This window comes from Deltaproteobacteria bacterium (genome assembly GCA_016874775.1).
Lineage (GTDB): Bacteria > Desulfobacterota > Binatia > Bin18 > Bin18 > VGTJ01.
Genome location: VGTJ01000169.1, coordinates 1 through 13,168, shown reverse-complemented (window position 1 = coordinate 13,168; position 13,168 = coordinate 1). Strand labels below are relative to the sequence as shown.

Below are 13,168 nucleotides of genomic sequence, written 5' to 3'. Positions count from 1 at the left end.
CCTATGTCGCTCTTAGCTCCATCGCTGCTCGCTCACAAGACCTTCTTTGCTTGCTCCCGCGGAACAAATCGGGTGTCGCTCTTTCCTCCTTCCTGCCTCTCGTGTTTCCTCTTCGTTCATCAGGCCAGGAGGGGGCTGGACGAGCGGAGCGAGTACGGGTGAGGATAGTAACCAGAATACACCTACCGGCAAGCCACGCTCGAACAAGGAGTACAATGCCATGCAACACAGCAATGGCCCTCGCACCTTTCGCATTTCTTGCAGTACCGGCAACTGTTTCGGCCCCGTGCTGCGTCCCATGATTGCCGAAGAATTAGGGGAAGTGTCATTTCTCCCAGATACTCGCTACCTGTTACTCAAGCTCGTTTCACCCGCATCGTATCAAGATGATCCGCTTGAATACCTGGTTGTCACACCACGATATGTGGGAGTCTCAATTCCGGAGTTACGCACTCAACGTTGCGTGGTTGGGATCGGCCGCGTACTCCCGCATGTCACAGTTGATATCCACCAAGGCCTGAAAAAAGAAGACGTCGACTATTTTGCTATTGGCGACTGTGAACCAGTCGAGGCGTACAGTTGAACGCCTCTTACGCACTGCAAACCTCTCCCGCGTCGTTGAATGCGCTCCTGTCACGCACAAAGACCGTAGAGGCGAGCAACAAGGCAGAAAGAAGACACAGCGCCACGCCGTAGTCGATGCGCACGCCTATCCGTCAACCGAAGAGGCGGAGGAACAGGCTGAGGATTCCCAGAAACGACAGAAACCCGCAGAGGTCAGTGCACGCCGTCACAAACACATTCGAAGCCACCGCCGGATCGACGCCAAACCAGCGCAGCGTAAACGGGATCACGCTACCAATGAACGCGGCGACGACCAGATTCACGAGCAACGCAAGAGTAAGAACGACACCGAGCAGTAGTTGCCCCTTCCACACATAGGCAATCAGGCCCGCCGCAACTCCCAAGATCACACCATTCCCCAATGCCACAAGTAACTCCTTCAGCAGTACACGTTTCGCGTGGCTCAAATTGACCTCGCCGAGCGCTAACCCACGGACAATCACTGTGAGTGTTTGTACGCCCGCATTGCCCCCTTGTGCAGCCACCATCGTCATAAAGGCAGCAGCAATCGCCACCGATTGAATCGTTCCCTCAAAGAACGAAATCACACTTGCACTGAGGGTCGTGGTCACAAGGTTCAAGCCAAGCCACGGTAACCGTCGCCGAATTGACTCTCGCGGCGAATCGAAAACGGTATCTTCTCCACTAAGGCCAGCAAGCTTGTAGATGTCTTCAGTCGCCTCTTCTTCAAGAACATCGACCACGTCGTCAACGGTGATACGGCCAAGCAGCAGGCCATCAGTGTCAACCACCGGCAAGGAAACCAAATCATAACGCTTGAAGAGTTGCGCTACTTTTTCCTGGTCGAGATCAACCCGCGCGGAGATGACCTGACGATCCATGACGTTATCAACCGGGTCGTGCGGCTGTGCGAGAATGAGTTTTCGTAGCGGAAGCACCCCAACGAGCCGCCTCGCACTATCAACAACAAACACGTTATGAATATCTGGGACCTCGGCAATATGTCGGCGAATCATTTCAATCGCTTGCGTGACGGAGGTCCCTTCAGGCACTTCAACGTGCTCCGTCTGCATAATCCCGCCGGCGGTGTCCGGGGGATAGCGCAGCAGTTGCGCCATCTCCGCCGACAGTTCTTGGGGAACCTGGTCAAGCACTGCCCGAACTTGCTCCCGCGGCAACGAAGCCAGCAGATCGACGGCGTCGTCCGAATCAAGTCGTTCAACGATGTCACCCAGTGCGGCACTCGAAAGCTCCTGCGTGAGTTCTTCCTGTGTAAGAGGTGAGGCAAAGCTAAAGACCTCGGACGCCAGGTCCGGCGCCAGTGAGGTAAAAATTTTCTGCTTGAGCTCGGGCTCTTCTAAGGCATTGAGCAGCTCAGCAATATCAGCCGGATGGAGCGCTGCCACCCCAGTCCGCACCAGTTCATCCTGGCCCAGTTCAGCCTGAATGACCAGCGTTTCAAGCAAGGTCTCTCGTTCACGAGGATCTGCCGGGGTGACTTGTGGATTCATAAGGCATCGGCTTCCGGTTCATCTTCATCGGCTGGTGCCACAGGTTCTTCGATAGAAACGTAAGCTCCTTTTGCTGTGTGAACAAGCGCGAGCTTGTGCCGATCTTTCGGACCCGTGCCTTCGCTCTCATCGAGCAAGACAAAATTTTCTGCATTCAGTTTGGCAATTTCTTCCCACTTCGACCTGCGCATGAGGAGAAAGTAGCCGACTCCGGGCTGAACCAGATTTGCATCATACTGCGGGATACGCCGTCGTGAGTAATAGAGGGCACCATTGTCGAACGCTTGGAAAAAAAACATCGGTGCCTGGCCTGCTCGTGTCACTACTCGTTCCATAAATGGACGGTAGGTACGCGTGGCTGCCACCGTGGGTTGGAACACGTTATTCACCAGCAGTACAGCACCAATCGTAAAAGCCGCCAATCCGCTAAATACCCATCCCCAATAGCGATGATGAATGCCAAGCACCAACAAGCTGACGGACCCAGCCGTCATGGCACTCCACAACAGAAACGCTGTCGGATGCGCCGCGACAATCCCCGTAAACATCGGCAAGTTGCTTTGGTCACGAGGATGCAACAGCGGCCGAATCACTCCCAACGGATCGTACCCGAGCGCTTGACCGCCGATCGCCGCAATCGTCACAAGCGCAAACAGCAAACAGAAATACCCGCTCGCCTGAATGAGGCGAAAGAACGGCCCCGACATTACCGTACTCCCGTGGCGCAGCTCCTGCCACCAGGCGCCGATCAATAAGGCAACCGCGGGATACAAGGGAAGAATGTACACGGAGCGTTTACTCTTGGCCGCCGAGTAAAAAAGAAAGACGGTAGCAATCCAAACGATGAGATAGAGATATTCTTTTTCCGCCCACACACGCCGCTGACGGTATATGTACACGACAAAAGGCGGGAAGAAAAAGCTCCACGGTGCCATACCAAGAAACAGGTTCGGCAAAAAATAATAGAAAGGATGCTCATGTCCCGCATCGCTCGTGAAAAAGCGCAAGACGTTCTCTTTCATGATCTGTTTGGTGAAAAAGTCGTAGCCACCTTGCCATAGTGCCAAACCGTACCAAGACCCGGCAATCAGCAGCACAAGGAATCCACCGACAATGACATAGAGGTGTCGCAAAAACGTTAAGTCACGACGCGCGGCAAGAAAGCAAAGCACCGTCAGCCCAGGTAAGATCGCCCCAACCGGTCCTTTGGCCAGGGTCGCAAGTCCCAGGAGCACATAGAACAAGAACGCCTCTCGGGGTCGTACGTCTTTTCGCCGGTACAAAAAGAGAAAGAACAAGAACGCAGCCACCATACACACAGTGAGGGTCATATCAACCCGTGCAGTCGTCGCTGCTCGACTCCACTCAAAACTCGTTGCCAATATCACCGCTGCCACTGCCCCGGCCTCCACACCCCACAGTGCGACACCAGTCCCATACGTCAGCAACACACCCACGGTCGCTAAAGCAGCCGACGGAAACCGAATCGAAAACTCGCTCACCCCACCACTCGCGTACGACACCAGTGTTCCCAGCCAATGAAAGAGCGGCGGTTTCGAGGGGATCAGATGGCCATTGCGGAGTGGGAGAATCCATTCGTTGGTCGTGTAGATCTCCCAGACGACCGTTGCTTCACGTGGCTCGCCTTTCGTGTAAAAAGGCACGTCACCAAGTCCCCACCAATAGAGGACGAGACATAACACCGTGAGTGCAACACCGGTCAGAACAGCTTGCTGGCGCATAGGGTTTCTGTAGTATGAGCAGGCAAATACTCAGCTGCTGCGAAAGGATGACAGCAGCCGAACACACCACCCTTCGCCCCTTCGACAAGCTCAGGACTCAGGGTGAACGGAAAGAAGAAGTCAGCCACAACAACACCTCCGTTCGTGCTGAGCTCGTCGAAGCATGAACGGAGCATATATCCACAAGTCATGAAGGAAACCTAGAGTTCAGTGTCAAATGCGTACAGGGCCAGGCCGCAATCGTATCCTTACTGCTTCGGAGGCGGCGCCTTATCCGAGAGTGATTGAGACCGCGACCCTGCCGACGTATCGAGCGGTTGGCTTTTCGCCGTCGCGGTCGTCGGCAGCTTATCACTTTCAGTTCCGCCTTCCGCTTTGTTGTCAACCTTAGGTGGAGATTGCTCATCAGGGATCGGCGGCAGCACGGCGATGAGCGCTAAGCGGTGTTTTTTATCCGGTCCCTTTCCCTCACTGGCAACAAGATGCTCAAAGCGGAGGTCAGAACCGACAGTCACCCGTGGCCAGTCCTCTTCCCACATCAACAGGTACGAGGGCGAGCCGTTGACAGTATCAACCGGGAAGTCAGCTAAATCCCCTTTGAATACCGGAATGCGCCGGGCCGCATAAAAGTTTGCCCCATAGTCGTAGGCATCGCGATGAAAGTACAGTGGCGCATTCTTCACCGTCGAACGCACGCCGAGCATAAACGGCTTGTACGTCCGCTCCTGTGCTAACAGGGGATGAAACAACGCTTTGGTAAAATAGAGCGATGAAGAGGTTGCAATCGTCAATGCGGCAAACACATACATCCATTGCGCGTGGCGTACGCCCCACACATACCACCCAACGGCAAACACCAGCATCAGTAGCCAGATCACCACAACCGGGAATTGCTGCTGGATGCTTTCGGCAACGACTGGAAGATTCGCGACATCACGTGGATGCAAAAAGGGCGCAATCCAATGCGCAAGCTCCGACCCCAAGCCATGAGCAGTCAACAACGTGACGCCCAGTGCAAGCCCGCCACAAATCAGTAACGCCGCAATCCGGGCGGCTCGATTCACTACTGGTGAGAAACGTAAGGAACCATCTACCAGTTCTTGCCACCACACCCCTAACAGCATCGCCACTGCCGGATATAGAGGCAGGAGATAATTGCCTCGCTTTCCTGACGCAAGTGAGAAAAAGACAAAGCCGCCGACAAACCACACCACCAAATAGAGGAGCTTCTTCTCATGCAGTCGTGAGCGATACAGGAAATAGCCGACTAAAGGGAAAAACAAACTCCACGGCAACATGCCCACAAATAAGGTGGGGATATAGTAATAAAAGGCGTGATCGCGACTGGGCCCCCCTTGCTCGCTGTCAAAAAAGCGAAATACATTTTCGTCCAACACTTGCCGGCGGAAAAATTCCCATCCCCCAATCCACGTGGCAAGCACGTACCATGATACCGCGACGACCCCGACGACGGCGATTCCTCTGCCGAGGCGCATACGCTTGAGGAAGTCCACTTCTCGCGTCAGGTAGAGGAAGAGCAGAATAGTGACTCCTGGCAGCACTACTCCCAGCGGCCCTTTTGCAAGCGTGGCCAGGCCGATACTCAGATAGAAGAGCCACAACGTCTGCGGTGCTGTGGCTCGCTCTCGCCACAGTAAAAAGAACGACATTGCTGCCGTTGTCAGGAAAAAACAAAGCACGATATCGCTACGGGCATACACTGCCCAACGCATCCATTCGGGTGACGTTGCCAAAATGAGCGCTGAAAACAATCCTACCCGCCAGTTCCACAAAAATTGGGCAAAGAAGAAGGTGAGCAATACCGTCGCCGTGGCAAACAGCGCAGACGGAGACCGGACGGCAAATTCATTCACTTTGCCGCTCACAATTCCGATGAGCGCTCCACACCAATGGAACAGTGGGGGTTTGAGTGGCAATTCCGTCCCGTTGCGTTTGGGTAAGATCCAGCCACCATCATTGACCATCTCCCAAACGATAAGCGCTTCCTTTGATTCCTCGTAATTATAGAAGGGGATATTTCCCAACTCCCAAAAATACAAAAGGAAACAGAGGAGAGAGAGACCAATGACGGTCTGCCGGGTTCGCTGCCACTCACTCATGCAGCACCTCGAACATGGCTTTGGCACCTATACGCTGCGGTTGCGCCTGTCAAACCCCTCTTTTCTCATCTCCCCTCTCCCCTCTACAATTCGTAATGATTATGCGTGCTCCAGCTGTCCTCCTGAATATCATTGTCGCCGCATCGCTCAGTGGATATGCGGGGTATGTCATTGCCAACAAAGAGCAGCAGAAAATGCTCGCGTCGCTCCGCCAGGAGCATCAAGCCACCCTCTTGCGCGAGCAGGAGGTACGGGCACAACTCGAAGCTGCACTCTCCGCGCGAGCAGCGCTAGAGCAACAGTCTCAACAGTTACAGGCGGGACTGAATGAGCGGTTACGACGGTTGGAGGAATTAGCAGCGAAACTGACACTCCCTCCTCTACCACCAGAGGAAAATGCTCCGGTCAACAGCGCACCAATGCCACAGAGCGACAACCTCCCAGAGGAAGGGCATTGAAGCACGGTCTACTTGCGCCGCAGCAATCGATACTCTGAGAGGACGCGGTCGACCCGCTCCTGTTCAGAGGTATATTTGCGAATGCCGAGAAAGAACTTGACCAGCTCGTCTTCACTCGCTTCCTCTGTCGGTTGTAACACCTTAAGCAGTTCATCAACCAAGCTGGGAAACTTCTCGCTCGGAATGTAGTAGTGAGCCCATCCGAACTCACAATGTCGATGGAGGATTTTGGCTATGGTCTTTTCTAGGCTCTCCCGTCCAGCCATGAACGTTCGCCCTCCTTAATCATCTCTAGGCGTCGCCACCTTAGTGGCTCTGCTCTTTCGAGTCAAGGCAAAGCCCCCCTTCCCTCCTTTCCTTGCTTCTGCCACAACAACCGCCGATGAAAAAGCTGACTCAGGCCTCCTGGCACGTCGCTCATCCTGCAACCATTCGTGCCTTTCAGCAACGCCTCATCAGTTGGTACCAGAAATACGGACGCGACCTCCCGTGGCGTCGCACCCGCGACCCATACGCTATTCTCGTTTCCGAAATCATGCTGCAACAGACACAGGTTCAACGTGCAACGCTGTATTATGAAAAATTCCTTCAGCGTTATCCGACCGTCGAAGACCTCGCGCGTGCCGATGAACCAGAAGTCCGTGAAACCTGGGAAGGGCTGGGCTACTATGCCCGTGCGCGTAATCTACAGCGCACCAGCCAAAAGATTGTCGACGAATATGATGGCCAGTTTCCCAAAGATCCGACAGAACTGGAAACGTTGCCGGGTATCGGCCCTTATACTGCAGGCGCAGTAGCCAGCTTTGCCTTTCGCAAAGACGCAGCCATTCTCGATACCAATGCCGAACGAGTCCTGACTCGATTTTTTGCCCTTCCACCGGAACGACAGACGACTCGCTTTTTGTGGGAGGTCGCGCACCGCATGACTCCCAAAGGCAAGGCCTACTTATTCAATCAAGCCATTATGGATGTCGGTGCAACGATTTGTGTCGCACGTACGCCACGGTGTTCGAGTTGTCCATTGCGAGCAGTGTGTAAGAGCGTTACGAGCAAAGCGTAAGAAACGACCTCTACACGCGGCAAGCCGTAGAACCATGTCATGCTGAACGAAGCCCTTCGACAAGCTCAGGATAGACTCCGCGGAGTGAAGAATCTCTCAAAGGAGAAAAAGAAAAGACTCTTCGTCGCGAAACCCCCAGAATACCGGGAACGTAACGTCGCTTCGTACGACGAGCAAAAAACACTGAACCATTATCGCCCCAGACATAAGCTTTGCGATCTCTATTTTCAGGCTTACAATACTCATAGCGACACTTCAAAAGTCGCCGTTGGCACCGATACCAGAAGACGATAGGGGGTGTAATCATGGAAAAGAAGTCACGCCGGGCCAAAAAAGACGAATACCGTATGCGGACCCAGATGATTCATGGGATTCCTAATAGCACACGCTGGGACTACGACCATCATGTGGTACCACCGATCTCAGCTTCCACCACATTCCGTTTAAGTTCGGCGTATCGCGGTGCCCGTGGCTTCGCCAATTTTGCCAATGATGCCGCGAACCTGACCTCGCAAGTACCAATCTATATCTACGACCGGCTCGATGAACCCACCCGTGGCATGTTGGAAGACGCTCTCGCTCACGCTGAGGGTGGAGAGTCCGCTGTGTGTTTTGCCACCGGCATGGCGGCGGTCAGCGCGGCACTCGGCGTCACCGTCAAAGCCGGTGAAGAGATCATCGCCCATCGCGTGGTCTATGGCTGCACCTATAGTCTCATGACGCATTGGCTCCCTCGCTTGCAGGTCACTACCCGTTTCGTTGATCTGACTGATGAACAGGCGTTACGCGCTGCAATCAACGACCGCACCCGGGTAGTGTACTTCGAGACCCCGGTCAACCCGACTCTCCAACTCATCGATATTGCCGCGGTGCGGCGCATCGTCGACGAAGCCAGTACAGGGCGGACAGAACCCATTCTCGTCGTTGTCGACAACACCTTCTCAACCCCATATTGTCAGCGTCCGCTTGAACAGGGAGCACATGTTGTTATCCACAGCCTCACCAAAGACATCGGCGGCTTCGGTACGGATATGGGTGGCGCGGTCATCGCTCCACGTGAACTCCACAGCCCATTGTTGATGTACCGTAAAGATTTCGGTGGCGTATTGTCGTCGAAGGCGGCATGGACGTTTCTCGTGTACGGTTTGCCGACATTAGCTACGCGTATGGTGAATCAGCAAAAGAGCGCAATGAAGGTCGCGCAGTTCCTGCAAGAGCATCCGCTCGTCGCGAAGGTTGTGTATCCGGGGTTGGATAACTTTGCCCAGCGTGATCTCGCCCAGCGGCAGATGACTGACTATCGCGGCAAATTCGCTCCTGGCTCGATGTTGGCGTTCACGCTCAAAGACCCCAGTGCCGACAATCGGGTCGCCGAAGCGTTCATCGATTATGTCGCCGAACACGCCTATTCGATAACACTGGCAGTGAGTCTAGGACACATCAAAACCCTCATTGAGAATCCGTACTCGATGACCCATGCCGCGCTGCCAGCCGCCGAAAAACTCGCCCGTGGCGTAGAACCCGGCATGCTCCGTCTCTCGCTCGGGCTTGAAGACTGGCAAGACATTATCGAGGATTTGAGCAAAGCACTCGACGCGGTTGCTGGCTTGTGTAACGAAAAACCCGCGCCGCCAGTGACAGCGGTACGGTAAAAGCAGGCCGGGATTTCTCTTCCAGTTCCCCTCTTGTATGGTGCTCGGCAACCAAGGAGGGGAACTGCATGATTCCTGTCGGCGTTTTTTCATTGGGAACCGATCTCACCGTTGACTATGCTGAGCTCGCCAAGCGAGCTGAAGAGCTAGGGTTCGCCTCGTTTTGGCTGCCTGAACATCCGATCATTCCGGTGCATTGTCAGACGCAGTATCCAGGCTCTGCGGACGGCTCGATTCCCGAGCTATTCAGCCACATGGTCGATCCGTTTATTACCCTGGCGCATATCTCAGGAGCCACTAAGCAGATCAAGCTCGGCACTGGCGTCTGCTTAGTACCAGAACGTAACCCGCTGTTACTAGCGAAAGAAATAGCAACGCTGGATCAACTTTCCGGTGGGCGTGTCTTGTTCGGTATTGGTGCGGGATGGCTGAAGGAAGAAATCGACATTATGGGTGGTGATCCTACGCATCCGTGGGCGCAAACGAAAGAGTCGATCCTTGCGATGAAAGAGTTGTGGACCAAAGCTGAAGCCGAATATCACGGGAAGTATTACAACTTTCCTGCTGTCCGCTCCTTTCCCAAACCGTTACAAAAGCCTCATCCTCCCGTGTTACTCGGTGGTGGCGCGAAGAATGTGTTCAAGCGGATCGTCGCCTGGGGAGACGGTTGGCTTCCTACCTTGCTCCCGTTCGAAGAAATCGAGCGGGGGCGCAAAGAACTCAACGCCCTGGCTCAGCAAGCGGGACGCGATCCACGGTCGATTTCAGTTTTCGCCTTTGGGCAGGCAGGGCAGTACCGTACACGCGCAGAAGTTGAGGCGCTGGAACGTGCGGGGGTGAATCACGCCACCATCTGGTTGACCGCAGAAGGCGCGAAAAAACTTACCGAGCTGGAAGAGTTAGCCCGGCAGGTGTTGAGAGCGTAGAACCGGGAGTTTCTTCCCTAGCTATTATCAGGCCTTCCTTGTATTTGACGCTGTTGAGCACACCGCGCTAGAACTAAAGAAGAGCACACTCTGCCACGGTGCGTCTCTTCTACTATTTCTCGCGGCACTGAGGAGGTACGGTTATGCTCATTATCGTCTCGCGGTTTGTCTTTCCTCTGCTTTTCTTTACATTATTCAGTGTTGCTCTCCCGACGGTAGTCTTCGCACAAGCTGTGTTAGAAAACCCGCAGCCAGGGTCGTTTTAAAGCGGGATTGGTATCGTTTCGGGATGGGCCTGCCAGGCAGATCGTATAGATATCGAAGTCAGTGGTAGCAGCGTCCCGGCAACATTCCAGGCTGCGTATGGTACCGGACGAAGCGACACGCTTAGCCAGTGCGGCGACACCAACAACGGGTTTGGGCTGTTGGTCAACTGGAGCCTCTTGCCGGATGGCCATTACACAGTACGGGCCTTACGCAACGGCACCGAGTTTGCCCGAACGACCGTCATCGTCTCCACCCTCGGATTGAATCAACAATTTGCCGTTGGTCTCACCGGAGAATCCGCGTTACCCAACTTTCCCCAGACCGGTCAGACGACACACATTCGCTGGCAGGAAAGCATCCAGAATTTCAGTATTATCGGAGCGACCGAAAGCCTAACGACTACCACTTCCTCCAGCCCCCGCACGGCTCTAGAAAACCCTAGATCAGGTTCAGGCCAGAGCGGTATTAGCGTGATCTCTGGTTGGGCATGTGAAGCGACACGGATCGATGTCGAGATAGACGGTGCGATTACTCTGCAAGCTGCGTATGGTACAGCCCGTGGGGACACAGCAACTGAATGTGGAGACACGAATAACGGCTTTGGGCTACTGGTCAACTGGAATGAGTTGCCCGATGGGGTGCATACAGTACGAGTTCTCAAAGACGGGGTCGAGTTTTCGCGCGCGACCTTTCCTGTCACCAGCCTTGGTCTTGGGGCATTTGTGCGTGGGTTGAGTGGCGGCTTTGTGGTCTCGGATTTCCCGCAGACAGGACGGCACACGCGTGTCCACTGGCAAGAAAGCATGCAGAACTTCGCCATTACAGGAGCAGTACTGGCTGAAATTGATGAAGGATTATGCACCAGCTCCACCCAAGCAGCGGTTGATCCTTCCGGCGGAAGAGCGAATTTTGCCGCCACAAATCCCTGTCAGTCGCGTGGACAAGTTCAGGTCATGCAAGTGCGCTCGCAGAATAGCGCAAGCCTGACATTGACACAGCCAGACGTACGGACACAGACGACTGGAGGGTTCCTTGCCTGTGATGCAAATCTCAATATCGCACAGGGGGGAAGAACATTCACATCGAGTGATTTTGATTGGCTTGATAACAATGGGAACAGAGTATGCGGCACGCTTGCCCCAGGCAGCTCACTCGATACCTTTATTCGCGTGAAGTCTGGCTCGTCACTGAATTTTAATGCGCCATTCGATATTGTGTATACGAACCAGCGTGTTTTTCAGTGGGTCGCGGCGCTTCTCCCCCAACCGACAATCGTGAATAACAACAAATCCGGTGTTGGTGGGCCACCAGCAAGCTGTAGCCTTTTTGGCGTACCACGGCAATTACAGTTTTGTGATGGGAGCACCCGTATTGCGCAACGGCTTTTCCCCATTTCCAGCCAGTGCTCAATCGTCCTCGAAGGCTCGCTCACTATCATCGCAGACAATAACGATTTTCGGGTAGTAGCACCTAGAGGAGGAAGCTTTGTCCTTCAGCCTCCCAGTGGCGGTGCGTTGCTCGGTATTGAATACTCCGGCAACTGCCCAGCCACAAGTAGCGCTCGTGCGTCGGTGTCACTCTTTGGCACTGGCGTGGCTACGGTTGTGTTGAATCCTCCGCAGTAAGATGGCACGCGCGCCCAGAGGTATCCCGCTCATAAGGGTAGGTTTTTTATCCAAGCCTCAATTGGCGCGGATTTCCCGCCGTGAGGAGCCGCGTGTTCGTCATGTCCGCTTGCGCGGGCATGACGTCTCGTCTTTTCTCAGCGTAACAGCCTACCCCTAAAAGGAGGTATCCCGTGGGCGCGCGTGCCATGATCAGAGGTCAGTTCGCGATCATGTGCAGAGATCAAAGGACTTGAGGCAGCGCCATTGATCAGCGTGCTCTGTGGGAGCTCACCATCGGGTCATGCCAATTTTCCGGAAACCGCATCAAAAGCTGACTTCCATCCCTGCCGCTGGGATCACATCCGCCCGCATACCATCATTATTGAGCGGAAGAAAAACACTGGCATACCCGACAAGCGATCCATAGATATTCGCCTTGAAGCCGGCGTTCAGATCGACAATGTCAGGACGAATCTTGTTGCTAAAGGTTCTCGTCACAGGCAGTGTCGTTGGCGTTGCCTCGGAAGTTCCAGAAACATTGACGAATTGCGGAACTTTGACTGAGAGACGATCTGTTTTTAAGCACGAACTGCCAATAACACCGACGTTCAGGACAAGCTGATCGAGCAACGCAAACGCAACGCCTGCCGCATAACGAGCGCGGTTGCGGTCGGAGGCATCCCAATTCAGATCAATGCCACCAGTCGCATGAAAATGAAAGCGCCCGTATTCTTGCGAGAGGGCAAGAAACGGTGTCAGTATGTTGTCACCAAGTCCTTGAAAATCCTTCTCATCCCCCGTAGCCAATCGCAACGTGGCACCAGCAGCAAGATGAAAGCCGTTGTTATCCACCAGGTGATATTTGGTACGGAGCATGAGATCACCAATACCGACGGGATTTTTGGACACCGAGCGCGTCAGAACCGTTGCGCCAGTGGCCAAATCAAACGCGTGCGTATCTGTCCCGCTTTCGTTGTTGAGGACAGCCTGAGCACGGGCCTTAAAGTGGGTAAAGACGAAGGGGAGCAGGATATTCACATCCCAACGGTCGGTGATGCCATAGGTGGCAAACAACGAAAACACATGAGATTGCAACGTAAACCGTTTGAAGAATAAGGCATGGGCAAGAATTAAGTTACCGATTAAGAGCGAGGAAGAAGCGTATAGTTCCAATCGCCATGAAACTTACCGGGTTTGATATTGAGCGCTTGAAACTCATCGTCGGAGACCTGTAGGCCTT

11 protein-coding genes are annotated in these 13,168 nt (G+C 54.1%); 6 read left to right on the top strand and 5 right to left on the bottom strand.

Annotated elements, in window-relative coordinates:
• Positions 1 to 220 precede the first annotated feature (220 nt).
• Positions 221 to 583 (top strand): hypothetical protein, encoded by a 363-nt coding sequence (locus FJ147_22805; protein ID MBM4258717.1) that lies wholly within the window; start codon positions 221 to 223, stop codon positions 581 to 583.
• A gap of 133 nt (positions 584 to 716) precedes the next feature.
• Here the strand turns inward: FJ147_22805 and mgtE are convergent, their stop codons facing one another.
• The 3 genes from mgtE to FJ147_22790 form a co-directional block, all read right to left on the bottom strand.
• Complete coding sequence (mgtE, locus tag FJ147_22800) at positions 717 to 2,096, bottom strand: magnesium transporter (GenBank protein MBM4258716.1); 1,380 nt, start codon at positions 2,094 to 2,096, stop codon at positions 717 to 719.
• Complete coding sequence (locus tag FJ147_22795) at positions 2,093 to 3,838, bottom strand: glycosyltransferase family 39 protein (protein MBM4258715.1); 1,746 nt, start codon at positions 3,836 to 3,838, stop codon at positions 2,093 to 2,095. The genes mgtE and FJ147_22795 overlap by 4 nt, the downstream gene beginning before the upstream one ends.
• Positions 3,839 to 4,086: 248 nt before the next feature.
• On the bottom strand, positions 4,087 to 5,958 hold the full coding sequence (locus tag FJ147_22790; GenBank protein MBM4258714.1) for a glycosyltransferase family 39 protein: 1,872 nt from the start codon (positions 5,956 to 5,958) through the stop codon (positions 4,087 to 4,089).
• A 101-nt stretch (positions 5,959 to 6,059) separates the two neighbouring features.
• On the opposite strand from FJ147_22790, the gene FJ147_22785 reads away from it, so the two are divergent.
• The gene (locus tag FJ147_22785) at positions 6,060 to 6,416 is read left to right on the top strand and encodes a hypothetical protein (protein MBM4258713.1); all 357 of its coding nucleotides are present in this window, start codon (positions 6,060 to 6,062) and stop codon (positions 6,414 to 6,416) included.
• Positions 6,417 to 6,424: 8 nt separating this feature from the next.
• Here the strand turns inward: FJ147_22785 and FJ147_22780 are convergent, their stop codons facing one another.
• Positions 6,425 to 6,682: an enoyl-CoA hydratase/isomerase family protein gene (locus FJ147_22780; GenBank protein ID MBM4258712.1), complete on the bottom strand. Its 258-nt coding sequence runs from the start codon at positions 6,680 to 6,682 to the stop codon at positions 6,425 to 6,427.
• 116 nt (positions 6,683 to 6,798) lie between these two features.
• On the opposite strand from FJ147_22780, the gene FJ147_22775 reads away from it, so the two are divergent.
• From FJ147_22775 to FJ147_22760, 4 genes are all read left to right on the top strand, one after another.
• On the top strand, positions 6,799 to 7,476 hold the full coding sequence (locus tag FJ147_22775; protein MBM4258711.1) for an A/G-specific adenine glycosylase: 678 nt from the start codon (positions 6,799 to 6,801) through the stop codon (positions 7,474 to 7,476).
• A 302-nt stretch (positions 7,477 to 7,778) separates the two neighbouring features.
• Positions 7,779 to 9,128, top strand: coding sequence for a PLP-dependent transferase (locus tag FJ147_22770; protein MBM4258710.1), 1,350 nt, complete (start codon positions 7,779 to 7,781; stop codon positions 9,126 to 9,128).
• 68 nt (positions 9,129 to 9,196) lie between these two features.
• Entirely contained in the window at positions 9,197 to 10,054 is an 858-nt protein-coding gene (locus FJ147_22765) for an LLM class F420-dependent oxidoreductase (protein ID MBM4258709.1), read from the top strand.
• A 425-nt stretch (positions 10,055 to 10,479) separates the two neighbouring features.
• Entirely contained in the window at positions 10,480 to 11,946 is a 1,467-nt protein-coding gene (locus tag FJ147_22760) for a hypothetical protein (protein ID MBM4258708.1), read from the top strand.
• Between the two features lie 306 nt (positions 11,947 to 12,252).
• Here FJ147_22760 and FJ147_22755 read toward each other — a convergent pair whose 3' ends face one another.
• Positions 12,253 to 13,101, bottom strand: a complete 849-nt coding sequence (locus FJ147_22755) for a hypothetical protein (protein MBM4258707.1) — start codon at positions 13,099 to 13,101, stop codon at positions 12,253 to 12,255.
• Positions 13,102 to 13,168 lie beyond the last annotated feature (67 nt).